Source organism: Streptomyces sp. NPDC024687 (assembly GCF_055559055.1).
Genome location: NZ_JBVHLJ010000001.1, coordinates 698845 through 722722 on the forward strand (window position 1 = coordinate 698845; position 23878 = coordinate 722722).

The following is a 23878-nucleotide window of genomic DNA, read 5'->3' on the forward strand; positions in this document are numbered from 1 at the left end:
GGACGCGGTCGCGGTCGTCGTCACCGTGCCTCCGGGCGTGGCCGCAGCCGGCTCTACCGGGGGGTGGGAGACCGTGCCGATATGCGGCTCTCCGGCGCGGACGCGACCAGTCCCTGCCGACCCGTAGCCGAGGCGCGTCCCGCCGTCGCAGTCCCGGACGCGGTCGCGGTCGTCGTCACCGTGCCTCCGGGCGTGGCCGCAGCCGGGCCCTACCGGGGGGTGGGAGACCGTGCCGATATGCGGCTCTCCGGCGCGGACGCGACCAGTCTCTGCCGGCCCACAGTCGACGTGAGTCCCGCCGTCGCAGCCTCGGACGCGCTCGCGGTCGTCGTCACCTGTGCCTCCGGGCGGTGTCGCAGCCAGACCTACCGGCGGCGGGGCCGTACCGATACGCGGCTCACCGCGCAGATGCGACCAGTCCCCGCCGACTCGTAGCCGACGCACGTCCCGCAGTCGCAGTCCCAGCCGCCGACGCAGTCCGCGTCAGCGCGCCCCCGCCGCCCCCGTACGTGGCCGCATCACATAGGCCGCCGCCGCGCCCGCTCCGAAGAGTGCTGCCACCGACACCGCCGTCGCCAGCCAGGTCGCTCCCAGCCAGTGGGCGCCGAAGTAGCCGAGGGCCACGCTGTAGGCCGCCCAGGACAGGCCCGCGAGGGCGGACCAGGGGAGGAAGTCGCGGGCTCGGCGGTGGGCGGTGCCGGCCAGGAGGGAGACCACCGAGCGGCCGGCGGGCGCGAATCGGGCGAGCACGACCAGGGCCCCGCCGCCCGCGGAGAGCGCGTCGCCGAGACGTTCCTGCGCCGTGGTGAGTCGGCGTGAGCGGGCGATCGCGCGGTCGAGGCGCGCACCGCCCCGGAAGGCGAGGCGGTACGCCGCCAGGTCGCCCAGCACGGAGGCGGTGGTCGCGCAGAGGATCAGGGTCATCACATCGGGGACCTGTCCGGTCGCCGCGCTGCCCGCGGCCGCGGCCGTCGCGGCCGTGATGACCAGCACCCCGCTGGGCAGCACCGGCACGAACACGTCGAGGAGCACCGACAAAGCGACCATGGCGTAGATCCATGGACTGCCGGTCAGTGACCCCAGGCTCTCCAACACTGCGACTCCCCGTGATTCCCCCGTAGACAGCCATACAGCGTACGCGTCGGCCGGGACAGGAGATTCACGGGGGGCGCATGGGATGAACTCGGTATGTTCACCCGGCTGCTTCGCCTCAGACGGCCACCGGCTCCGCCGCCGGCTTCCGTTCGTCCGCCGAGCGCTTCGCGAACAGCCGGTCCAGGCCGAACGCGCCGGACCCGGTGAAGACGAGCAGCAGGAAGGCCCAGCTGAACATCGCCGAGGCCTCACCGCCGTTCTCCATGGGCCACAGGGCCATCGGCTGGTGGACCTTGAAGTACGCGTACGCCATGGATCCCGCGGCGATGAACGCGGCGGCGCGCGTGCCCAGGCCGAGCAGCACGAGGGCGCCGCAGACGAGCTGGATCACGGCCGCGTACCAACCGGGCCAGGTGCCCGCTTCGAGAGTGCCGCCGTTGGTACCGGCGGCACCGCCGAGGACACCGAAGAGGGAGGCGGCGCCATGACAGAGGAAGAGCAGGCCGACGACGATGCGGAAAAGGCCGAGGGCGTATGGCTGGGCGCTGTTCAGGCGTCCGGTCATTGTGGGGGACTCCTTCGGTCGGGTCGGTCCCACAGGGGGGTCTCCCCAGGGGGATGGAACCGAGTGAAGCCATCCACGGTAGGGGCGCCCCAGCAATGCTTTCAAGTTCAACATTTAGCCATCGGTTTGCCTCTGCTGCCCCTTCCGTTTCACCCCCACCTGCACGTGGGCGGCTTGTGGGTCACCGCATCGGCGTCCGAAAGCGTGTCCGAATCCACACCCGGCGCCGTTCTGCGGGGGCCCGGCTAGCGGGTGAGCCGGGAGGCCTCGCGTCCGCTCCGACCGGTGAGTTCGGACTCCGAGAGCGTCACCAGCCGCGCCCGTCCCTCGCCCGACTCCCGCGCATGGTCCAGCCGCAGCCGCGCCGAACGGCCCTTCAGCGTCAGCGTCATGAGCTGGTTGCCGAACCAGGGGCCGCCCGTGTGGCGCCACGAGACCGGCGGTCGCGCACAGCCTCCGTGCCGGGCGAGCCCCCGACCGAGTGTCCGCGCCACCGCGCTCCAGCCGAAGCGGAAGCCGAACCGCATGTAACTGGGCACGGAGTTGTGGACGGGAGAACACGTGAGCTGGAGAACGCGGGCGTCCGGTCCGCCGGAGCGCCACTTGGGCTCGGCCACGTACGCGTGGTGCACGTCCCCCGACAGCACCAGCACCGTCGCCGGCGCCTCGGGACCGGAACCCACCTCGGCGATCAGATCCGCCAGCGCCGCGAAGGACTCCGGGAACGCCGCCCAGTGCTCCAGATCCGCCTTGCGCCGCAGACCCTCCCCGAACCGGGCCCAGCGCGCCCCGCGGTCCCCCCGGCACAGCGCGGCGTCCCACGCCTCGGCGTCGTGCACCAGATGCGGCAGCAGCCAGGGCAGCGAGGTGCCGATCAGGAGGTGGTCGTAGGAGGCGCGCTCCTCCAGCGCCTGTTCGCGCAGCCATTCGGCCTCGCCGGGGTCCAGCATCGACCGGTTCTGCTCGTCGAGGACGCGGGCCGCGCGGGAGTCCACCATGAGCAGCCGCACCCGGCCGAAGTCGCGCCGGTAACTCCAGCGCACGGAGGCCGCGTCGGCCTCGGCCCGGCAGGCGAAGTCGCGCAACTCGTCGGTGCCGTCGGGCGATCGGCGTACGGCGGCGTAGAGCGGGTCGGCGGCCAGCTCGGCCGGGGCGAGATTGCCCAGGTGCTGGTAGACCCAGTACGACATCAGCCCGCTCAGCAGCCGCTCCCGCCACCACGGGAGGGCGCGCATGTCCTCGACCCAGGCGGCGGAGGTGTTCCAGTCGTCGATGACGTCGTGGTCGTCGAAGATCATGCAGCTGGGCACGGTGGACAGCAGCCAGCGCACCTCGGGATCGAGCCAGGACTCGTAGTAGAGGTGGGTGTACTCCTCGTAGTCCGCCACCTGGCTGCCCGGCGGGTCGCTCAGATCGCGGCGTGCGGCGAGCCAGCTCTGCGTGGCCGGGGAGGTCTCGTCGGCGTAGACCTGGTCGCCGAGCAGGACGAGGACGTCCGGCCGCTCGCCCTCCGGCTCGGCGGCGATACGGGACGCGAGCGTGTCCAGGGCGTCGGGGCCCACCGGGTCCTTCTCGCCCTCCGGGGGCGCGGCCCAGCGGCAGGAACCGAAGGCGACGCGGACGGGCGTCTCCTCGGTGGGCGTGCGGATCACGGAGGGCGGGAAGGGCGAGTCGGGCAGCGGCCACACGCGTGTGCCGTCCAGGAACACCTCGTACGACCGCTCGGTGCCGGGGGCGAGGCCGTCGACCGGGACGAGGGCATAGTGGTGGCCCTCGATCTGGAAGGTGGGGGCCTCACCCCCGGTGCCGTCCGAGCAGCGCACCTCCGTGGTGCACGGACGGCTCGTCTCGACCCACACGGTCGCGGACGAGCCGTCGACGTACCTGAGCAGTGGTCCGACCCGCAGATCGTTCACGTGATCCTCCTCCGTCGCCCCGTACGGTACGGAACGACCGAGGCCTGCGGGGAGATTCCGCCACGGAATCGGTCAGCAGTTGGCGAGGTAGCTCGTGAGAGCGCTCTTCTCGGCGGAGTCGACGGAGAGGTCGTAGTAGTACTTCACCTGGACCCAGGCGCGGACGTAGGTGCAGCGGTACGAGGTGACCGACGGCATCCACTCGGCCGGGTCCTGGTCGCTCTTGGACTGGTTCACATTGTCCGTGACGGCGATCAGCTGCGGGCGGGTGACGTCGTTGGCGAAGGCCTGGCGCTGGGCGGTGGTCCAGGCGCTCGCGCCGGAGTCCCAGGCCTCGGCGAGCGGGACCAGGTGGTCGATGTCGAGGTCGGAGGCGGCGGTCCAGGTGGCGCCGTCGTACGGGGAGTACCAGCTGCCGCTGGTGGCGGTGCAGGCGGAGTTGGTGACGACGTTCGAGCCGTCCCGCTTGAGGATGTACTCCCGGGTGTTGCAGGTGCCGCTGATGGTGATCCACGTCGGGAACAGGTCCCGGGCGTAGCCGGTGCGGTTCTCGGTCGCCACGGTGAGCGAGGCGAGGTAGGTGCGGGCGGTGGCGGCGCTGACCGGGGTGGGGAGGGCGGCGGAGGCGGTCGGGCCGTTGAGAACCGCGACGGAGGCTATGAGCGCGGTGAGCGCACCGAGTATGCTCAGCCGTCGACGCGCGTAGAACTTCGGCATGCGAACTCCCTTGGGGGACGGGGGCGTTGGAGTACGAGCGGTCGAATGCTCGCGGCTCCGTGTTGCGGGGAGATGTGCGTACGGTGAGAAGTTAGTGACGCGTACATGACACGACAAGATGTGCGGCGAAACGATCACGTACGATGGACGGCGTTGAAGGGGAGTAGCTCTTCGCCGGACCGTCGACATACTGCTCAGCTCGTCTGAGCCGGCGCCCGGAGGCAGGTCCTCACGGATCGGCCAGCGAGACCTTCGGCCAGTAGTGCACTGACTGTGTGCTGCCGTGCCGAGGCGTCGTTTCGCAGGAACACTCTCGGTGGGGCGGCCCCGACCGATTGAGGACCCTTGATCAGCTTCGCCGTGACGGCCGTCGTGTTCGGCGTCGTCTTCCTCGCCGAACTGCCCGACAAGACCGCGCTCGCCGGTCTCGTCCTCGGCACCCGTTACCGTGCCTCCTACGTCTTCGCGGGCGTCGCCGCCGCCTTCGCGCTGCATGTCGCGCTCGCCGTGGCGGCCGGCAGCGTGCTGACCCTGCTGCCGCAGCAGATCGTGCAGGCGGTGACCGGCGTGCTCTTCCTCGGTGGCGCGGCCGTGCTGCTGTTCAAGAAGGACGACGGCAACGAGGAGATCCGCAAGCCGCGGGACCAGTCCTTCTGGAAGGTCGCCGGCGCCGGGTTCATGCTCATCCTGGTCGCCGAGTTCGGGGATCTGACCCAGATCATGACGGCGAACCTCGCGGCCCGCTACGACGACCCGCTCTCCGTGGGCCTCGGCGCGGTGCTCGCGCTGTGGGCGGTGGCGGGTCTCGGGATCGTCGGCGGAAAGGCCCTGATGAAGCGGGTTCCGCTGAAGCTGATCACCAAGGTGGCGGCGCTGCTGATGCTGGGGCTCGGGCTGTGGAGCCTGTGGGAGGCCGTGTCCGGATGAGCTGAACGCCGGGTGAACTGTTCCGGGCGGTATCCGGGGGTGGTGGCGGGAACCGGCCCGGTTTTGTACCGTAGAGAAACAAAGTGGCCTCCGCCCGTTCTCCCTGACCGGCGGGCGGGGCCGCCTTGTCCCTCCCGGGGTGCGGGGGAGACACCTCCGAAGCCCCACGTCCCGCGTCCTGGAGCTGCCAATGACGGCCACCGCCGCCCCCACCGTGCTCACCGCCCGCGCCCTCCTGCTCGACATGGACGGCACCCTCGTCAACTCCGACGCCGTCGTGGAACGCATCTGGCGCCGCTGGGCCGAACGTCACGGGCTGGACGGCGACGAGGTCATGAAGGTCGTCCACGGCCGCCAGGGGCACGCGTCGATGGCGGTCCTGCTGCCCGACCGGCCCGTGGAGCAGAACCTCGCGGACAACGCGCGCATGCTCGCCGAGGAGACCGCGGACATGGACGGCGTGGTGGCGATACCGGGGGCGCCGGAGTTCCTGGCCTCCCTGCGGGGGCTGCCCCACGCGCTGGTGACCTCGGCCGACGTCCCGCTGTCCACGGCCCGGATGGCGGCGGCGGGTCTCGAACTGCCCGATGCCCGAGTCACCGCCGAGTCCGTGGGGGCGAGCAAGCCCGACCCCGAGGGGTTCCTCAAGGGCGCGGCGGAGCTGGGCGTGGCACCGGCGGAGTGCGTGGTCTTCGAGGACTCCGGGGCGGGGATCGCGGCGGGTAAAGCGGCCGGGATGCGGGTTGTGGGAGTCGGTCCCCGCGCGGGCGCGCACGGGCCGGACGTCGTGGTGCGGGACCTGACACAGGTGAGGGTGGAAGCGGGGGGCGACGGCACGCTGGAGATCTACGTCGGGTAGGTGTCCCTGGGAGGGGCGGGGTCCGCTGCGGCTGCCGCGCGGCGGCGCAGCCAGGCGGTGGTGCAGGCGTCGAGGGTGCCGCCGAGGACGGTTGCCCGCCTCGTCGGCAACGCCGCACAGGCCGGCACGGCACCGACCGCCCGCGCCGCCCTGCTCGCCGCACTCGCCGGACCGGTGCGCGTGGACGCGACCGCCATCGTCTCCGACTCCGCCACGTGGGCGCGCGACCAGCCTCCACAGGATCTGTGCCCGAGGAGCGGCCTAGGGCTCTGTCGTCTCCGAGTCCAGCCACTGCCGGGTCGTCAGGCAGTGCCCGCCTGTCCGGGGCCGGGGGCTCTGGTGCGTCTGCGGCTCCGCCGCGCGGGACGCGACCGGGTGGGCGTGATCAGTGGCCCCCAGATCCGTGTCCGGAGAACCGCCTGGGGCTCTGTCGTCTCCGACCCCCAGGCGCTGCCGGGTCGTCAGGCAAGGCCCCGCCTGGGTTACGGCTCCGCCGCGTGGGCGTGACCGGCCGCCACCGGATTCGTGCCCGGAGAACCCCCTAAGGTTCTGTCGTCTCCGACTCGAGTCGCTGGCGGGTCGTCAGGTCGTACACCCCGTGTTCCGGTACCTGGATCCCCCGCTGCCACTGATACGTGGCGACCGCGTCCTCTACTCCCTCGTTGTACTGCCCGCTCGCCTTGCGCGAGTACAGGCCGACCTGGGTGAGCCGTAGTTCGAGTTCGACCACCTCGGGGCCCTCGGCGCCCCGGCGCAGGACCGGCGGGTTCGCCTCGTGTGCCGCGTCGGCTCCGGCCGCCGGAGCCGTCGTGGCGGGGGCCGACGGGGTCGCCGAGGGTCCGGCCGACCGGGACGGGCTGGGGGAGGCGCTGGACCTCGACGGGGACGGGGAGGCCGACGGGCTCGCGCTCGCCGTGGCGGAGGGGGACGCGGAGGACGGCCGTACCGATGCCGAAGCCGTGGACGGGGACGCCGACGCCGCGGTCGTCGTCGCGTCCGGGACCGCCGGCCGTACGTCCCGCGGCGCGGCCTCGTCCCGCGACGGCGACTCGTACGCGAACAGCCCACTGGCGAACCCGGCCGCGGCGACCACGGCCACGACCGCCCCGGCGGCGAGCAGGGCGGTACGGCGTCGGACGCGGCTCGGGTGCGGAGCGTGCGGGGTCGAGCGGGATGCGGAGGAGTTCCCTTCCGCCTCGAACAGGTTCAGGTCGGTGGGGCTCGGGGTGGCCGGGGGCGGTGTCAGCGAGCGCAGCGGCATCGTGGCGTCCGATGCGGGCACCCGGTGCACCGGCGCCGTCTCGTCGTCCAGTTCCACGTACGGCCGTATGCGCAGCGGATCGAAGTCCTCCGCCGCGGCCGCCTCCGCCGTACGCGCGTCCCGCAGGGCGTCCGACGCGCGCTGGTTGCACCCGCAGGACGGGGTGTTGTCGGCCCCTCTCGGTGCCCCGCACTCCGGGCACAGATGACCGTTCGACTCCGCCATGGTGTTCGTCCCTCCCCTCACAAACTCCAGAGATTATGCAGACCCCCTCCACAGCCGACTTTCGGAAGCCCCCGGAATATCGGCTTCCAACAGGACTCAACAGGCCGTAAGCGGTCACACCGACCACGATGGAGAAGTAACGACAGCCTCGGGAGGTCTTCATGGCCGCGGATGCGCACGGCATGACGAAGGACGTGCGGGACACGAGAGAACCCCACGTGTCCGGAAATGTCCTCGTCTCGATCGGGGCCCTGCTGCTCGGCATGCTGCTCGCCGCGCTGGACCAGACGATCGTGTCCACCGCGCTGCCCACCATCGTCAGCGACCTCGGCGGCATGGAGCACCTGTCCTGGGTGGTCACCGCCTATCTGCTGGCCTCCACGGCGGCGACCCCGCTGTGGGGCAAGCTCGGTGACCAGTACGGGCGCAAGCGGCTGTTCCAGACCGCGATCGTGATCTTCCTGATCGGGTCGGCGTTGTGCGGCATGTCCCAGGACATGACCCAGCTGATCGCCTTCCGGGCTCTGCAGGGGCTGGGCGGCGGCGGGCTGATGGTGCTGTCGATGGCGATCGTCGGCGATCTCGTCCCGCCGCGCGAACGGGGACGGTACCAGGGGCTGTTCGGGGCGGTGTTCGGGGCGACGAGTGTGCTCGGCCCGTTGCTGGGCGGACTGTTCACCGAGCATCTGAGCTGGCGGTGGGTGTTCTACGTCAATCTTCCGGTCGGTGTGGTCGCGCTGGCCGTGATCGCCGTGGTGCTGCGGATTCCCCGTAAGTCGACGAAGCACGTCATCGACTACCTGGGGACCTTCCTCATCGCCGCCGTCGCCACGTGTCTGGTGCTGGTGGCCTCGCTGGGCGGGAACACCTGGGGCTGGGGCTCGCCCCAGATCGTCGGGCTCGCGGTGCTGGGCGTGCTGCTGGCGGTCGCGTTCGTGGCGGTCGAACGGCGGGCCGCCGAGCCCGTGCTGCCGTTGAAGCTCTTCCGGGTGCGGACCTTCACCCTGGCGGCCGTCATCAGCTTCATCGTCGGGTTCGCGATGTTCGGGGCCATGACCTATCTGCCCACCTTCCTCCAGGTGGTGCAGGGAGTCTCGCCGACCATGTCCGGTGTGCACATGCTGCCCATGGTGTTCGGGCTGCTGCTGTCCTCGACCGTCTCCGGGCAGATCGTCAGCCGTACCGGGCGGTGGAAGGTGTTCCCGGTGGCCGGTACCGCGGTCACCACGCTGGGACTGCTGCTTCTGCACCGGCTCGACGAGAACAGTTCCACCTGGGTCATGAGCATCTGCTTCTGCGTGTTCGGGCTGGGGCTCGGTCTGGTCATGCAGGTGCTGGTGCTGATCGTGCAGAACGCCGTCTCGTACGAGGATCTCGGCGTCGCCACGTCCGGTGCCACCTTCTTCCGGTCCATCGGGGCGTCCTTCGGGGTCGCCATCTTCGGGACGGTCTTCGCCAACCGGCTCGGCGACAAGCTGGCCGAGGCCCTGCAAGGGGCGCAACTGCCGCCCGGCGTCTCGGTGTCGGGGATCGAGGCCGACTCCCGGGGGCTCGCTCGGCTGCCCGGCTCGGTGCGGCCCGAGGCGCTGCACGCGTACGCCTCGTCGATCACCGACGTCTTCCTCTACGCCGCGCCCGTCGCGTTCCTCGGGTTCGTGCTCGCGTGGTTCCTCAAGGAGGACCGGCTGCGGGGATCGGTCACGGCGCCCGACGTCACCGAGACGCTGGCCAGCAATCCCGTGCAACGGTCGTCGCACGACGAGGTCTGCCGGGCACTGTCGCTGCTCGGGACCCGGGAGGGGCGGCGGGAGATCTACCGGGAGATCACCGCGCGGGCCGGGTACGACCTGCTGCCCGCGTCGAGCTGGCTGATCCTGCGCCTGCGGAAGTACGGGTGGGTGGAGCCGGCGATGCTCGCCGAGCGCACGTCCGTGCCGCTGGGCGCGGTCATCGCGGCGGCGCGGCAGGTGGAGGAACGGGGGCTGGCGACACGGCAGGGTGTCGGGCTGCTGCTCACCGAGCAGGGGCGGGAGGTCGCGGTGCGGCTCGCGGCGGCGCGGGAGGAGTCGTTGGGGGAGCTGCTGGGGGACTGGTGGGGCCCCGACCGGTCCACGGATCTCGCCCAGCTGGTGAAGGAGCTGACCGACGAGCTGTGCGGATCGGATCGGGAGCAGCCGGTGCCTCCGGCGGTTTGACGGGGTGCCTGCGGCGGCCTGTTGCGCGTTGGTGGGGGCGGGTGTTTTGCGCAGTTCCCCGCGCCCCTGGATGCCTGCGGCGGCCCGTTTCTCGTTGGTGGGGGCGGGCGTTTTGCGTAGTTCCCCGCGCCCCTGGATGCCTGCGGCCGGCGTCGCAGGCGGACATCCCCCGGCCCGCCCGTCGTCGTTACAGGGACTTGCCCAGTGTGTGGTCCGCGTAGATGTCGTCGCTGTACGGGGCGATCTCCTGGTAGCCGAGCTTCGCGTAGAGGGAGAGGGCCTCGGTCAGGTCCGCGCGGGTTTCGAGGATCAGGCGGGTGGCGCCGAGGGCTCGGGCCGCGGACTCCGCCGCTTCGACGAGGAGGACCGCGCCGCCCTTGCCGCGCATCTTCTCGTGCAGGTAGACCCTGGTGAGCTCGGCGCTCCCGTCGGGGCGCAGACGTATGCCCGCCGTGCCGGCCGGTTCTCCCGCGTATCTGGCCACCAGCAACAGGCCGGTCGGAGGGGCGAGTTCGCTGCCCGTGCCCTTCGCCACCTCCCTCTCCAGCTCGGCCGGATCCGTTCTGCGGTTCTCGTGCAGGAGGTAGTAGCGGTCGCTGACCTCTGTGTAGTAGGCGCGCCAGAGTGCCGCTGCTGTGGGGGAGCCCGGGGCTTCGGGAGTGACGGTCCAGGTCATGGCGCGATTGTCGCCTACACATATGCGGAGACGGTTTGAATAAAACGTTCGAGGCAACCCGACAGATATGTCAACTGGCCTGATCATCGCTCTGATCGTGATCGTGGCGGCCGTCCTCATCGTGGCGGCCGTCCTGACTCTGCGTGGCCGGGGCCCGCAGCACGGCCGGGGCCTGAAGCGACGCTTCGGGCCCGAGTACGACCGTACCGTGGCCCGGCACAACGGGGACGAGAAGGCCGCCGAACGTGAACTCACCGAGCGCGTGGAGCGGCATGGATCCCTGCGCGAGCAGCCCCTCGAACCGGCGGAGCGCCAGCGGTACGAGGACCGCTGGACGGCCGCCCAGGAACGCTTCGTCGACTCCCCTCGGGAGGCCGTCGCCGAGGCCGACCGGCTGCTCGCCGAACTCGCCGAGGCCCGGGGTTTCCCGGGCGGCGGGCAGTACGAGGAGCAGTACAACGCGCTGTCCGTGCACCACGCGCACCGTGTGCACGGCTACCGGCGGGTGCACACGGTGGCGAGTGCCCGTACGGACGCCCGGCAGGACGGCGACGGACGGACGGACACGGAGGACATGCGCGCCGCCATGGTGGAGGCACGGGCCCTCTTCGAGGAGCTCGTCGGCCCGCCGCGGAGCCGCGAGGAGTCCCGGACATCCACCCATGAGTCCCACGAGCGCGCGGGCCAGGCCCGCGACGGCCGCAGCGACAGCCGCGGACACCTGCCGTGGGCATTCAACAAGCGTCACGCGAAGGGGAGTTGAGTGACATGACGGATGCCACGAGCAGGCCGGGCGCCGACGGCACCCGGGGGGAAGGCAAGACCGGCAGGGCTACGACCGGTGACCCCGCGGGGTCGCACAGTCCCCTGGTGACTCCCACCGAGAGCGAGGCGCCGGGTCTGGACCCGGTGGCCGGACGCCCGGCGGGTACGACCGGCTCCGGTGACCGGTCCCGTGAGCAGTCCCGTGATCAGGGTGGCCTCGGTCGAGGTCAAGACTCGGCTGTCGGCCCCGGCCACGACAAGACCTCCGGACTCGGCCGCGAGACCGACCGGGAGCGGGAGCGGGGCGCCGGTTCCGACGCCGTCGGCGGTGTCGGTCCGGGTGTGGGCGGAGTCTCGGGTCACGAGGCCCGGCTGCTGCCGCACGACGAGAGCGACAAGCTCAGCACACGGCTCCAGCACGCCGTCGCCGGGTTCGTGGACGAACCCCGGTCCGCCGTCGAGGAGGCCGACCAGGTGCTGGAGGAGGTCGCCGCCCGGTTCGCCGACGCCGTGAAGCAGCGTCGGCGCACGCTGCGCAACTCCTGGCAGACCGGCGACGGCGGCCAGGACAAGGGCGTCGGCGCCGGCGACACCGAGCAACTCCGGCTGGCGCTGCGGGACTACCGCGAGCTGACGGAGCGGCTGCTGCACAGCTGACCCGTCGTCCGTACGTACGACCGGCCTGTCGCCCGCACTCGGGTGGCGGGCCGGTCCTGGTTTGCGGACCGGTCTTGGGTTGCTTGCGCCGGACACCGCCGTGCCGGGCGAATTATCATGCGGCGGCGGCAGGTCAACGGGGTTGCCGCGCAAGGAACCTTTCAGGAGGAGCGCACGTGCTCGAACTCACCATGGCCGTCGTCACCGCGGCGGAGGAGGGTGCCACGGCCGGGATGCAGATGGCCGACGCGCCCAGTGACCCGGGCACCGTGCTGCGGGTGGGCCGGGACAAGTCCGTGTGCCGGCTGGCGACCCCCGACGACTGGCTGTTCGTCTCCCGGGTGCACCTGGAGTTCCTGTGCGGGCCCGAGGGCGTCTGGCAGGTGACCTGGCTCCAGGGCTCGCAGCCCGATCCCTCGTCCGAGGTGCAGTTGGTGTCCGGGGCCTACGCGCAGCCCCTGATCTACGGCGGCTCCGTGACGCTGCCCCGGGGCGGGAACGGCGAGATCATCATCCGCGACCGCACCGCCCCGCGCAGCGTCAACGTCGGCTTCTACCACGAGGCCTGAGCCGGACGGGCTATGAGCGGGACGGGCTACGGCAGGACGCGGGCCAGCGCGAAGCCGTCGTAGCCCTTGCTGCCGACCGTCTGGATCGCCGTGGCGCTCAACCTCGGGTGCCCTCCGATCAGTTCGAGCGCGGTGCGGGTGCCCTGGACATCGGGGGCCGGGTTGCCGGGGTCGGCGACCCGGCCGCCCCGTACGACGTTGTCCACCACGATCAGGCTGCCCGCGCTGGTGAGCTTGAGCGCCCAGTCCACGTAGTGCGGGTTGTTGGCCTTGTCGGCGTCGATGAAGACCAGGTCGAAGGGGGGCGGGTTCTCGTCGGCCAGCCGGGGCAGCGACTCCAGGGCCGGGCCGACCCGCACCTCGGCGACCTTGTCGAGACCCGCGCGGGCGATGTTGCGGTTGGCGACCTCGGCGTTGGCCGGGCTGTACTCCAGTGAGACCAGACGGCCGTCGGCGGGCAGGGCGCGGGCCAGCCAGATCGTGCTGTAGCCGCCGAGCGTCCCGATCTCCAGGATCGTACGGGCGCCCTGGATCTGGGCCAGGAGCTGCAGGAGCTTGCCCTGCGGTGCCGTCACGGCGATGGACGGCAGGCCGGCGGCCTCGCTGTCGCGCAAGGCCGCCCGGAGCACGTCGTCCTCCGGGGCCAGATGGGTGGTGAAGTAGTCGTCGACGTCGTCCCAGAGCTGCGACTCGCTCATGCACCTGTGCCTTTCGTATGGCTAGTTAGAGCAGCTAACTAGTTGCGCTAACGAATATAGTCCGGCACCCGGTCCCTGTCAGCGGATTACCGCTGCGGCGGCGAGCCCGGCAGGGGCCTGCCCGCCGACTCCGTCATGAACCACACCGCCACACCGCCGATCACGGCCGCGGCCATCATGTAGTAGGCGGGCATCATCATGTTCCCGGTCGCGCCGATCAGCGCGGTCACCACCAGCGGGGTCGTGCCGCCGAACAGGGACACCGAGATGTTGAAGCCGACCGAGAGGGAGCCGTAGCGCACCCGGGTCGGGAAGAGGGCCGGCAGGGCGGCCGGCATCGCCGCCGTGAAGCAGACCAGGAGCAGGCCCAGTGCGCCCATGCCGAGCCCGATCGCGAACAGGCTGCCCTGGCGGATCAGCAGCAGGGCCGGGACGGACAGGAAGAGGAAGCCCGCGCAGCCCGCGGCGATCACCGGGCGGCGGCCGACACGGTCGCTCAGGGCGCCCGCGAAGGGCTGGACGACCATCATCAGCGCCATCACGGCGAGGACGACCAGCAGACCGTGTGTCTCGTCGTACTTGAGCTCGCTGGTCAGATAGCTCGGCATGTACGACAGCAGCATGTAGTCGGTGACGTTGAAGACCAGGACCAGGCCCACGCACAGCAGCAGGGCCTGCCACTGGCCGGTGATCATCTCGCGCAGCGGGACCTTGCGGCGGTCGGCCTCGGCCTTCTCGGTCTCGGCCGTGAACGCCGGGGTCTCCTCCAGGCGCAGCCGCAGATAGAGGCCGATGACACCCATCGGGCCCGCGATCAGGAACGGGATCCGCCAGCCCCAGGACACCAGGTCCTCGGTGGACAGCAGGGCCGTCATCACCGTGACCAGACCGGCGCCCGCGATGTAGCCGGCGAGTGTGCCGAACTCCAGCCAGCTGCCGAGGAAGCCGCGCTTCTTGTCGGGCGCGTACTCGGCGATGAAGGTGGAGGCGCCCGCGTACTCGCCGCCGGTCGAGAAGCCCTGGACCAGGCGGGCGGCCAGGAGCAGCAGCGGGGCGCCGACGCCGATCGTGGCGTACGACGGGATCAGGCCGATGGCGAAGGTACCGGCGGCCATCATGATCATGGTCACGGCGAGGACCTTCTGGCGGCCCACGCGGTCGCCCAGCGGGCCGAAGACCAGGCCGCCGAGCGGGCGGACCAGGAAGGCCGCGGCGAAGGCGCCGAACGTCGACAGGAGCTGGGCGGTCGGATTGCCGGAGGGGAAGAAGACCTTGCCCAGAGTGACGGCGATGTAGCTGTAGACGCCGAAGTCGAACCATTCCATCGCATTGCCCAGCGCGGCGGCCTTCACGGCACGCTTCACGAGGGCCGGGTCGACGCGGACCGCCTCGGGGGTCCCGGGGTAGCGAGGGGGGTGGACGGGGTGAGCGGGGGCGGGGGCGCTCGGCAAAACTTCGCTCGCCTGCCTTTCGACGGGGACATGGGCAAAAAGCGACCATAGGCGGACTTGCCGGGCTTACGTCATGCTCGGGCCCGGTCACGGAGCGTACATAAACGTGCTGTATGCAGGTATTCTGCGCCCGATCATGGACGGCCTTTCCCTCGACGCGTGTGATCCATCTCGCGCCCTGCTGCACGAGGAGCCTACCGGCGGACTATCGTCATTCGGGCAAAAGTGGACAGACCGGGTGAAGTCGGGGTTGTCTGCGTCCTTCCTCCCGGACGCATGGCACGACCGGAACCGAGAGGCCGACGCGGCGTGGCGAACGCGGAGCACAGTGGGACCACCGAGGTCCAGGCGCGGCTGCTCGCGGCAAGGCTCGCCTTGTGGCTGGTGGCGGCCGTCCTCGCCGCACGAGAGGTGGCCGTCGTCCTCCGCACCCCCAGAGGCGAGCGGCTGACGGACCTGGAGACCTGGGTCGGCCCGGACGGCGTCCTGCATGTGAAGGGCTCGCTGTACGACTCGACGCTGTTCACCGGTACCCCGTTCGGGGGACTCGTCCTGAAGCCGCTCACCCGCGCCGCGGAACAGGCCCTCGGCTGGGGCTGGACCTTCGGCACCTTGCTCCTGGTCGTCGCCCTCGGTCTCGTCGCCGCCCGCGCCCTGCCCCGGCCCGTCGGCCGCCGCACCGCCCCGCTCGCCGCGCCGGTCGCGATCAGCCTCCTCATGCTGTCGCTGCCCGTGCGCAACACGCTCTACCTCGGGCAGACCAGCATCATCCTGGTCCTGCTGGTCCTGGTCGCCTGCTTCGTCGTCCGGGGCGAGCGGGTCAGCGGACTGCTCATCGGACTCGCCGCCGCCCTCCAGCCCACGGTCCTGCTCTTCGCGGCCCTGCTCTGGTTCACCGGCCGCCGCCGGGGCGCCCTCACCTCGGCCACGGCCTTCGCCGCCGGCACCGCGCTCGCCTGGGCCGCGCTGCCGCACGACTCGTACACCTACTGGGTGCACCACATCGCCGGCACCGGCCTCGGGGCTCCCGCCGACGACCTCGCCAACCAGTCCCTGCACGGCCTGCTGCTGCGGCTGGGCGTGACGGGGCCGCTGGAGATCTCCCTCTTCCTGGCGCTCGGCGCGGCCGTCGCCGCGCTGGGCGTGCGCCGGGCCGTGCGCTACGCCCGCGACGGCCAGCTGCTGCTCGCCGTCGCGATCACCGGCTGTGCGGCGATCGCCGTCTCACCGACCACCTGGCAGCACCAGCTGCTGTGGGTGCTGCTCGCGGTCGTCGGACGGGCCGGCAAGCGGGCCTCCGACCGGTATGTGTGGCCGGTCGCCGTCGTCGTGGTGATGACCCTCCCGGCGACGACGATGCTGCCGCACATCTCGGCGCTGTACACCCTGCGGGACAACCTGGTGCTGCTGGCCGCGCTCGCCGCCGCCACGGTGATCCCCTTCTTGTCGCGCACCTCGCCGTACTACCAGGCACCGATCCCCACCGAGTACGCCGCTCCGGTGCCCGCGCGCTTGCGCCGGGTGCCGCTGCTGCCGTTCCTGCGGCGGGTGCCGACCCGGCCCAACCTGCTCCTCGAACTGCTGCTGATTCGAGTCACCTACGCCGCCTACCAGCAGGTCAGACTCGCGGCGACCGGCGGCAGCAACTCGGCCGGGCGGGCCACCGCCGAGAAGCACGGTCAGCAGATCTTCGATCTGGAGCGGCTGCTGCACCTCGACATCGAGCACTGGGTCAACCACGCGGTCGTCGAGGTCGACTGGCTGCGGGACTTCTTCGACTTCTACTACGAGTCCTTCCACTTCGTGGTCCCGCTGAGCGTGCTGGCCGTCCTGTACTGGCGGCTGCCGGTGGACTACCGGTGGGCCCGGGCCTCGCTCGGGTTCGCGACCCTGTTGGCCCTCGTCGGGTTCTGGCTCTATCCGCTCGCCCCGCCGCGCCTCATGCCGGCGCTCGGGATCATCGACACCGTGCACGGGGTGCAGGACTTCTCCAAGCCGGAGTACGGCACCCTGACCGCGCTGACCAACCAGTACGCGGCGATGCCTTCGCTGCACTTCGGGTGGTCGTTGTGGTGCGGGGTCGTCATCGTGATCATCGCGCCCCGGTGGTGGATGAAGGGGCTGGGCCTGCTGCATCCGTTCTTCACCGTCTCGGCGATCGTGGCCACCGGGAACCACTGGGTGCTGGACGCGGTGGGGGGCGCGGCTGTCGTCGCGGGCGGGTTCGGGTTGTCGTATCTCTTCCAGGGGCCGCGGGCCCGGATGGTGGCCGCTGCCGCGGAAGCCGATGAGGAACGGGTGCCGGCGAAGCGGTGAGGGACGCCGCCCGGGGGGCCGGAGTTCGGGGCGGGCGGCGAGAGTTGGCCGGCGGGCCGGTGCGCGAGGTGGCCGACGTGGTGCGCTGCACAGGGTCCCGGCCGCGCCCATCGTGGCGGATGGGAGCCGGTGTGGCGGCGGTGGGCAGACTGGTTTGGGCTCCCTGGGGTGGCCGCCCGCACCGGGACGGGCCGGCGGCCTGGAGGGACCGTCGGCCCGGGCGCCGGGGCGGGAGTCAGCTCAGGGTGACCTGGAGCTCCTTGACGCCGTTGATCCATGCCGAGCGCAGGCGGCGGGGGTCGCCGGCCGCGCGGAGGCCGGGCATGGCGTCGGCGATGGCATTGAAGATCAGGTCGATCTCCAGGACCGCGAGGGACTTGCCGAGGCAGTAGTGCGGGCCTCCGCCGCCGAAGCCGAGGTGGGGGTTGGGGTCGCGGGTGATGTCGAAGACGTCCGGGTTCTCGAAGACCTCGGGGTCGTGGTTGGCGGCGGCGTAGAAGATGCCCACCCGGTCGCCCTTCTTGATCTGCTTGCCGCCGAGTTCGGTGTCCTGGGTGGCCGTGCGCTGGAAGGAGTTGACCGGCGTGGCCCAGCGGACGATCTCCTCCGCCGCCGTCGAGGGGCGCTCGGCCTTGTAGAGCTCCCACTGGTCGGGGTGGGTGAGGAAGGCGTGCATGCCGTGGGTGATGGCGTTGCGGGTCGTCTCGTTGCCGGCGACCGCCAGCATCAGCACGAAGAAGCCGAACTCGTCGGAGTTGAGGTTGCCTTCGTCCTCTGCGGCCACCATGGTGGTGACGATGTCCTTGGCCGGGCACTGCTTGCGGTCGGCCGCCATGTTCATCGCGTAGGCGATGAGCTCCATGGCCGACTCCTGGCCGACCTGCTCGCTGATCGCGTACTCCGGATCGTCGTACGAGATCATCTTGTTGGACCAGTCGAAGATCTTCGCCCGGTCGTCCTGCGGGATGCCGATGAGCTCGGCGATGGCCTGCAGCGGCAGTTCGCAGGCGACCTGGGTGACGAAGTCGAAGGACTCGCCGGGCAGGCTGCGCGCGGTGTCGACGATCGACTGGGCGCGGTTGCGCAGGCGTTCCTCCAGGGCGCGGATGGCCCGGGGGGTGAACACCCGTTGGACGATCCCGCGGACCCTGGTGTGCTCCGGCGGGTCCATGTTGAGCAGGATCAGCCGCTGCGCGTCGATCGCGTCGCGCTCGATGCGTTCGTTGAACCGGATGATCGCCGTGTTGAGGTACGACGAGAAGATCTCCGGGTGGGTGGAGACGTACTTGACGTCCGCGTGCCGGGTGACCGCCCAGTACCCCTCGTCCTGGAAGCCGGCGACATTGGCCGGCTGGGGGATCCAGCGCACCGGTTCGGCCCGCCGCAGTTCGGCGAACTCCGGCAGCGGTACGCGACTTTGCAGCAGGTCGGGGTCGGTGAAGTCGAACCCGTCGGGGAACGCTGGACAGGTCATCGGCAACTCACTCCAGCTCTCTGGAAGCCTCCGGCTGGAAGCTTTCTGACGGTCCATCAGGAACAGAGCTGCCGTGAAGGTAGTAACGGGTTCTACAAGTGGCAAGGGGCGCGGAGCCCCCAATTGCGTGCACGACCCTTGCGGTGGTGGGTGGCCCGTCCGCAGACTGCAGAGCAGCGCGAAGTAGAACACGTACTAGTTCTGTCCAGTTCTGCGTGTTCCACGGAAGTTCCATGGATCCGTTCGGAGGAGAGGACCCGCACCCATGGCCGCCGAACCCGTGATCGTCGAAGCCGTCCGCACCCCCATCGGCAGGCGCGGCGGCGCGCTCGCCAATCTGCATCCCGCCTATCTGCTGGGCGAGACCTACCGTGAGCTCCTCGGCCGCGCCGGCATCCCCGCCGACGCGGTGGAACAGATCGTCGGCGGCACGGTCACCCACGCCGGAGAACAGTCCATGAACCCCGCGCGCACGGCCTGGCTGACCGTCGGGCTGCCGTACGAGACCGCGGCGACGACGGTCGACTGCCAGTGCGGCTCCTCGCAGCAGGCCTCCCACATGGTCGCCAACATGGTCGCGGCCGGGGTCATCGACGTCGGCATCAGCTGCGGTGTCGAGGCGATGTCCCGGGTGCCGCTGGGGTCGGGCTCGAAGCACGGGCCGGGCAAACCGTTCCCGGACGAGTGGAACGTCGACCTGCCGAACCAGTTCGAGGCGGCCGAGCGGATCGCGCGGCGCCGGGGGCTGACCCGGGAGAACGTCGACTCGCTCGGTCTGATCTCGCAGGAGCGGGCGGCCGTCGCCTGGTCCGAGGAGCGCTTCAAGCGGGAGACGTTCGCGGTCCAGGTGCCGACCACCGAGGACGAACAGCGCGCCGGGCAGGGCATGTGGCGGCTCGTCGACCGGGACGAGGGACTGCGCGACACGTCCATGGAGGCACTGGCGGGCCTCAAGCCGGTCATGCCGACGGCGATCCACACGGCGGGCAACTCCTCCCAGATCAGCGACGGCGCCGCGGCGATCATGTGGGCGTCGAAGCGGATGGCGCGGGCGCTGAAGCTGAGGCCGCGCGCGCGGATCGTGGCCCAGGCGCTGGTCGGCGCCGACCCGCACTTCCACCTCGACGGACCGATCGACGCGACCCGCGCGGTGCTCGGCAAGGCGGGCATGTCCCTGAAGGACATCGACCTCGTCGAGATCAACGAGGCCTTCGCGTCCGTGGTGCTCAGCTGGGCCCAGGTCTTCGAACAGGACCTGGAGAAGGTCAACGTCAACGGCGGCGCGATCGCGCTCGGTCACCCGGTGGGGGCGACGGGGGCCCGGCTCATCACGACGGCCCTGCATGAACTGGAGCGCAGGGACAAGGAGTTCGCGCTGATCACGATGTGTGCGGGGGGCGCGTTGGCCACCGGCACGATCATTCAGCGGTTGTAGATGGCGAGGTGACGGTGGTTTCGCGGGCCGGTTCCCTAAGGCAGGGAGGGACTCGGCGGCTTGGTGCAGGTCGACATGGCGCTCAGCGCGAGGGCGCCGGCGGCCGAAGAGTGCTGATCCGCCGTCTCGCCCGGAAGGGGGCCGACACCTGTGATGGCGTCCCAGCCGCCCGACTCCAGGAAAGTGACGCCGTCGGCATCCACCTCGCCGCGTAGGCGCCATCCGCGCTCCTTGAGGCGGTTGACCACGCGCAGCAGGTCCTTCTCGCCGGGCTCGGTCCGGGAGAAGGCGGTGGAATCCGCCACGCATTCACGGTTCATGGGGTCTTTGACCACCGTCAACCCCAGGTCGAAGGACTTGGTGGCATAGCGGAAATCGCTGATCACCTCGTCCCGGGTCTTTGCTCCTGGGGATGGCGAGGCCGCGAGTCCGGCGGTGGCGGAGGCCTCGGATCGCGACCGCGGTGCGGCAGCCGGGTCCGAGCTCTCCTGGCAGGCCGTGGCGAGCAGTGCGGCCGTCATGACCACCGCGGTCCGCGCATGCCGGAATACGTTCAAGGCTCCCCCCCAAGGAATGACCCGGCGCCGGGAGCCGGGCGAAGCACCACATCCTGCCATGGTCATGATTCTGTGTTCGAGGAGTCGGTGGCTCGCACCGATGAATTCGGACCGCTGTCGCCGTCCTTACTCGCAGGAGGTGGTCGCGGTGGGCGTGACGGTGCGGGAAAGGGCTCTTCGGCGGTTGGACTCCCTCGTCGGGGAGTGGGTGGTGGAGGCCGAGTTTCCCGGGCAGGCGGTCGGGGCCGGGCGGAGTGTGTTCGAGTGGGCGCTGGACGGGCAGTTCCTGGTGCAGCGGACCGAGGTCCCGGCCCCCGCGCCGGACAGTACGGCGATCGTGTCGGTCGAGCCGGAGACGGGGGCGTACACGCAGCACTACTTCGACGCGCGGGGGGTCGTACGGCTGTACGCGATGACCTTCGACGGTGAGGTGTGGCGGTTGCTGCGTGAGGAGGAGGACTTCTCCCCGCTGTCCTTCCGGCAGCGCTTCACCGGGCGGCTGAGCGCGGACGGCGACAGCATCCACGGCGTGTGGGAGCAGTCGAAGGACGGTTCGGCGCAGTGGGAGACGGATTTCGGGCTGACGTACCGGAGGAACCGCTGACATGAGGCCTACGGCGGAGAACGCCCGCGGGATCGTCGACGCGAGCCGGTACCTGGTGCTGGCCACGGCGGACGCGCAGGGGCGGCCCTGGAGTACGCCGGTCTACTTCGCGCATGTGGGGTGCCGGGAGTTCTTCTGGGTGTCCTCGCCGGACGCGGTCCACTCGCGGAACATTGCGGTGCGGCCCGAGGTGGGGATCGCGGTCTTCGACTCGTCGGCGGAGATCGGCACCGGGCAGGGGGTGTACGTGTCCGCCGTCGCCGCCGAGATCGTGGAGGGAGCGGAGGGGGCGCTGGAGGTCTTCTCCCGGCGGTCACTCGGGCACGGCGGGCGGGTGTGGACCCTCGACGACGTGCGGGGCGACTCCGGGATGCGGCTCTACCGGGCGGTGGCCGAGGAGCACTCGATGCTGGCGAAGGACGGGCGCCCGGATCACCGGGTGGCGGTGGATCCGGGCTGAGGGTGCAGGACGGGGCGGGTGATCCGCCACCCGGGCGCCAGGCCAGGATCGCGGCGAGTACGTACAGCATCGACGCGCCGTACATCACGCGCGATCCGAGGTGGTGCACCTCCCCGGCCAGGGGCGAGGTCAGCAGCATGCCGGCGGTGGCCGGTTGTGGTGTGCGGTGATGGACGGGTGTTTCGGAGCCGTTGGCGTCAGCGCAAGGTGAGCAGGGTCTCGGAGGTGACGCGGGACAGCTTCTCGGGGTTGCGCACGAAGTAGAGGCCCGTGATACGGGCGTCCTCGACGCGGACGGCCATGACGCCGTCGAACTCGCCGTCCACGTGTACGGCGAGTGCGGGGCTGCCGTTGACCACGGTGGGCTCCCAGGTGATGGTGGCCTCGACCTTGGCGGAGCCGCCGATATAGAAGCGGACGATCTTCTCGGCGCCGATGACCGGACGCAGCGCGGCCTTCTTGACGCCGCCGCCGTCGCTGAGCAGAACGACATCGGGGGCGAGTACGTCGAGGAGGTCCTGCGGGTTCCCGGTCTCGATGGCGCGCCGGAAGGATTCCAGAGCCGCCCGGGTCTCACTCGGAGAGGCCGTCCGGCGGGGCCTGCGGGCGTCGACATGCCCACGGGCGCGGTGCGCGATCTGCCGTACGGCCGCCGGGGTCTTGCCGACAGCCTCGGCGATCTCGTCGTAGTCGACCTCGAAGACCTCGCGCAGCACGAACACCGCCCGCTCGGTCGGGGAAAGGCTTTCCAGGACGAGCATCATCGCCATCGACATGCTCTCCGCGAGTTCGATGTCCTCGGCCACGTCCGGCGTGGTGATCAGCGGCTCGGGCAGCCACTGGCCCACGTACGCCTCGCGACGGCGCTTCATGGTGCGCAGCCGGTTGAGCGCCTGCCGGGTCGTGGTCCGCACCAGGTACGCCCGCTGGTCGCTCACCTCTCCCAGGTCGACCTTGACCCAGCGTAACCAGGTCTCCTGGAGGACGTCTTCGGCGTCGGCCGCCGACCCGAGCATCTCGTAGGCGACGGTGAACAGCAGGCTGCGGTGGGCGACGAACGCTTCGGTCGCCGGGTCGGTGGCGTGGTCGGTCATCTCTCGGTCCCTCTCCCTCGGATGCCTGGTCAGGCTGCCCATCCTCGCGATGGCCGACGCCGTGCCGTGTTTCTCAGCCAAAGGTGGCTCCGCCGTTTTCCAGGGGTAGGGCCGTCTTTCCGACGGACAGATCCGGCGCGGCGGCCAGGCGGCGCTTGCGCGTGGGCAGGCCGAAGGTCGGGTGCGAGGCGCCCCACAGCGACATCCTGACGATGCCCGCCTTGATCCGCGCGGCCTTCCGGCCGCCCACGTACTTCGGCTTTGCCCGCCCTTCGGCATCGACCATCTGCAGGATCCCGTCCTGCCGCCCGAGGCTGATGTGGTTGCCCAGGTACTCCAGCTTGGTGTTCGGGACCTTGCCGCCTGTCAGACGTCCCACGATCGCGTCCGCGGCCTGTCGGCCGGTGTAGCCGGCCGAAGCGCAGGACATCGGCAGCGGCCGACCGTTGTCGCCGATGGCGTAGGCGCAGTCGCCGACCGCGTAGGCGTTCGGGTGCGAGACCGACCGCATGGTGCGGTCGACGACGATCCGGCCGCTCTCGGTGACCTCCAGCCCGCCTGCGGCGGCGATGGGGCCGACCGTGAACCCGGCCGTCCACACGGTCGCGTCGGACGCCAGAACCCTGCCGTCGGCGCACAGCACCCGCGTCGCCTCGACGGCTTCGACGCTGGTGTGCTCCAGGACGGTGATGCCCAGCCGGTCGCAGGCCTGGCGCAGGTGGCTGCGGGCTCCGGCGGAGAGCGGGGCGCCGAGCTCTCCGCGGGCGACCAGTGTCACCGACAGGCCGGGCCGGGATTCGGCGATCTCGGTGGCGGTCTCGATGCCGGTCAGCCCGTCGCCCACGACCAGCACACTCCCGCCTTCGTCCCGCCTGCCCAGGCGGTCCAGGCGCTCGCGCAGGCGCAGCGCGGAGGGCCGACGGGCGACGTCGAAGGCATGCTCGGCCACGCCGGGGACGCCGTGGTCGGCGCCGTGGCTGCCGAGCGCGTAGAGAAGCGTGTCGTAGCCGAGCTCGCCGCCGCCGTCGGCGTCGGCCACGGCGACGACCCGGCGCTCGGGGTCGACGGCGGTGACACGGGCCAGGCGCAGCTGTACTCCCGTGCCTGCGAAGACGTCGGTGAGCTGTGGAGCCTCGATCTCCCGACCGGCCGCGAGCTGGTGCAGCCGCAGCCGCTGGACGAAGTCCGGCTCGGCGTTGACCACGGTGATCTCGGTGTCCGCCGGGGACAGCCGGCGGGCCAGGGTCCCGGCCACGTAGGACCCGGCATAGCCGGCACCGAGGACGACGATGCGGTGCTTCATGAGTTGCTCCTGTCGGCTCGCTCGCTCCCCGTGAATGGGGTTCGGCCTCAAGACACCGC

23 protein-coding genes are annotated in these 23878 nt (G+C 71.0%); 10 read left to right on the forward strand and 13 right to left on the reverse strand.

Annotated elements, in window-relative coordinates:
* Positions 1–483: 483 nt before the first annotated feature.
* The 4 genes from ACZ39I_RS03125 to ACZ39I_RS03140 all read right to left on the reverse strand — a co-directional run bounded on the left by ACZ39I_RS03125 (position 484) and on the right by ACZ39I_RS03140 (position 4293).
* Complete coding sequence (locus ACZ39I_RS03125) at positions 484–1047, reverse strand: DedA family protein (RefSeq protein WP_467242263.1); 564 nt, start codon at positions 1045–1047, stop codon at positions 484–486.
* A gap of 163 nt (positions 1048–1210) precedes the next feature.
* Complete coding sequence (locus tag ACZ39I_RS03130) at positions 1211–1660, reverse strand: DoxX family protein (RefSeq protein ID WP_467242264.1); 450 nt, start codon at positions 1658–1660, stop codon at positions 1211–1213.
* A gap of 245 nt (positions 1661–1905) precedes the next feature.
* Positions 1906–3576 carry an alkaline phosphatase D family protein gene (locus ACZ39I_RS03135; protein WP_467242265.1) on the reverse strand — a complete coding sequence of 557 codons (1671 nt, stop codon included), beginning with the start codon at positions 3574–3576 and terminating at the stop codon, positions 1906–1908.
* A 72-nt stretch (positions 3577–3648) separates the two neighbouring features.
* Positions 3649–4293, reverse strand: a complete 645-nt coding sequence (locus ACZ39I_RS03140; RefSeq protein ID WP_007381691.1) for an HNH endonuclease family protein — start codon at positions 4291–4293, stop codon at positions 3649–3651.
* Between the two features lie 345 nt (positions 4294–4638).
* Between ACZ39I_RS03140 and ACZ39I_RS03145 the strand changes: the two genes are divergently transcribed.
* Together ACZ39I_RS03145 and ACZ39I_RS03150 are read left to right on the forward strand one after the other, a co-directional pair.
* On the forward strand, positions 4639–5220 hold the full coding sequence (locus tag ACZ39I_RS03145; protein WP_467242267.1) for a TMEM165/GDT1 family protein: 582 nt from the start codon (positions 4639–4641) through the stop codon (positions 5218–5220).
* A 190-nt stretch (positions 5221–5410) separates the two neighbouring features.
* Entirely contained in the window at positions 5411–6079 is a 669-nt protein-coding gene (locus ACZ39I_RS03150) for an HAD-IA family hydrolase (protein WP_467242270.1), read from the forward strand.
* Here ACZ39I_RS03150 and ACZ39I_RS03155 read toward each other — a convergent pair.
* Together ACZ39I_RS03155 and ACZ39I_RS03160 are read right to left on the reverse strand one after the other, a co-directional pair.
* A complete protein-coding gene (locus ACZ39I_RS03155; RefSeq protein WP_467242272.1) occupies positions 6067–6276 on the reverse strand; it encodes a hypothetical protein in 210 nt (69 codons plus the stop codon). The genes ACZ39I_RS03150 and ACZ39I_RS03155 overlap by 13 nt on opposite strands.
* A 344-nt stretch (positions 6277–6620) precedes the next feature.
* On the reverse strand, positions 6621–7565 hold the full coding sequence (locus tag ACZ39I_RS03160) for a peptidoglycan-binding domain-containing protein (RefSeq protein ID WP_467242275.1): 945 nt from the start codon (positions 7563–7565) through the stop codon (positions 6621–6623).
* Between the two features lie 161 nt (positions 7566–7726).
* Between ACZ39I_RS03160 and ACZ39I_RS03165 the strand changes: the two genes are divergently transcribed.
* Positions 7727–9760, forward strand: coding sequence for an MFS transporter (locus tag ACZ39I_RS03165; RefSeq protein ID WP_467242277.1), 2034 nt, complete (start codon positions 7727–7729; stop codon positions 9758–9760).
* A 187-nt stretch (positions 9761–9947) separates the two neighbouring features.
* Here ACZ39I_RS03165 and ACZ39I_RS03170 read toward each other — a convergent pair whose 3' ends face one another.
* Positions 9948–10436 carry a GNAT family N-acetyltransferase gene (locus tag ACZ39I_RS03170; RefSeq protein WP_467242280.1) on the reverse strand — a complete coding sequence of 163 codons (489 nt, stop codon included), beginning with the start codon at positions 10434–10436 and terminating at the stop codon, positions 9948–9950.
* Between the two features lie 67 nt (positions 10437–10503).
* Here ACZ39I_RS03170 and ACZ39I_RS03175 point away from each other — a divergent pair, with 67 nt between their 5' ends.
* The 3 genes from ACZ39I_RS03175 to ACZ39I_RS03185 all read left to right on the forward strand — a co-directional run bounded on the left by ACZ39I_RS03175 (position 10504) and on the right by ACZ39I_RS03185 (position 12427).
* Entirely contained in the window at positions 10504–11199 is a 696-nt protein-coding gene (locus ACZ39I_RS03175) for a hypothetical protein (protein ID WP_467242282.1), read from the forward strand.
* 5 nt (positions 11200–11204) lie between these two features.
* Positions 11205–11858 (forward strand): hypothetical protein, encoded by a 654-nt coding sequence (locus ACZ39I_RS03180; protein WP_467242285.1) that lies wholly within the window; start codon positions 11205–11207, stop codon positions 11856–11858.
* 176 nt (positions 11859–12034) lie between these two features.
* The gene (locus tag ACZ39I_RS03185) at positions 12035–12427 is read left to right on the forward strand and encodes a hypothetical protein (RefSeq protein ID WP_467242288.1); all 393 of its coding nucleotides are present in this window, start codon (positions 12035–12037) and stop codon (positions 12425–12427) included.
* Between the two features lie 26 nt (positions 12428–12453).
* On the opposite strand, the gene ACZ39I_RS03190 is transcribed toward ACZ39I_RS03185, so the two are convergent.
* Positions 12454–13125: an O-methyltransferase gene (locus ACZ39I_RS03190; protein WP_467242290.1), complete on the reverse strand. Its 672-nt coding sequence runs from the start codon at positions 13123–13125 to the stop codon at positions 12454–12456.
* Positions 13126–13211: 86 nt separating this feature from the next.
* Entirely contained in the window at positions 13212–14576 is a 1365-nt protein-coding gene (gene proP / locus ACZ39I_RS03195) for a glycine betaine/L-proline transporter ProP (RefSeq protein ID WP_467242293.1), read from the reverse strand.
* Positions 14577–14885: 309 nt separating this feature from the next.
* Here proP and ACZ39I_RS03200 point away from each other — a divergent pair, with 309 nt between their 5' ends.
* Entirely contained in the window at positions 14886–16892 is a 2007-nt protein-coding gene (locus tag ACZ39I_RS03200) for a bifunctional glycosyltransferase 87/phosphatase PAP2 family protein (protein ID WP_467242296.1), read from the forward strand.
* A 235-nt stretch (positions 16893–17127) separates the two neighbouring features.
* Here ACZ39I_RS03200 and ACZ39I_RS03205 read toward each other — a convergent pair whose 3' ends face one another.
* A complete protein-coding gene (locus ACZ39I_RS03205; RefSeq protein ID WP_467242299.1) occupies positions 17128–18366 on the reverse strand; it encodes a cytochrome P450 in 1239 nt (412 codons plus the stop codon).
* A gap of 265 nt (positions 18367–18631) precedes the next feature.
* Between ACZ39I_RS03205 and ACZ39I_RS03210 the strand changes: the two genes are divergently transcribed.
* Positions 18632–19801, forward strand: a complete 1170-nt coding sequence (locus ACZ39I_RS03210; RefSeq protein ID WP_467242302.1) for a steroid 3-ketoacyl-CoA thiolase — start codon at positions 18632–18634, stop codon at positions 19799–19801.
* Positions 19802–19836: 35 nt separating this feature from the next.
* Here ACZ39I_RS03210 and ACZ39I_RS03215 read toward each other — a convergent pair whose 3' ends face one another.
* Entirely contained in the window at positions 19837–20322 is a 486-nt protein-coding gene (locus ACZ39I_RS03215; protein ID WP_467242305.1) for a hypothetical protein, read from the reverse strand.
* A 184-nt stretch (positions 20323–20506) separates the two neighbouring features.
* On the opposite strand from ACZ39I_RS03215, the gene ACZ39I_RS03220 reads away from it, so the two are divergent.
* Both ACZ39I_RS03220 and ACZ39I_RS03225 read left to right on the forward strand, forming a co-directional pair.
* Entirely contained in the window at positions 20507–20962 is a 456-nt protein-coding gene (locus ACZ39I_RS03220) for a hypothetical protein (protein WP_467242307.1), read from the forward strand.
* A 1-nt stretch (position 20963) separates the two neighbouring features.
* Complete coding sequence (locus ACZ39I_RS03225) at positions 20964–21422, forward strand: pyridoxamine 5'-phosphate oxidase family protein (protein ID WP_467242311.1); 459 nt, start codon at positions 20964–20966, stop codon at positions 21420–21422.
* A 197-nt stretch (positions 21423–21619) separates the two neighbouring features.
* Here ACZ39I_RS03225 and ACZ39I_RS03230 read toward each other — a convergent pair whose 3' ends face one another.
* Complete coding sequence (locus tag ACZ39I_RS03230) at positions 21620–22516, reverse strand: RNA polymerase sigma-70 factor (RefSeq protein ID WP_467242314.1); 897 nt, start codon at positions 22514–22516, stop codon at positions 21620–21622.
* Positions 22517–22589: 73 nt separating this feature from the next.
* Positions 22590–23819 (reverse strand): NAD(P)/FAD-dependent oxidoreductase, encoded by a 1230-nt coding sequence (locus ACZ39I_RS03235; RefSeq protein ID WP_467242317.1) that lies wholly within the window; start codon positions 23817–23819, stop codon positions 22590–22592.
* Between the last annotated feature and the right edge of the window lie 59 nt (positions 23820–23878).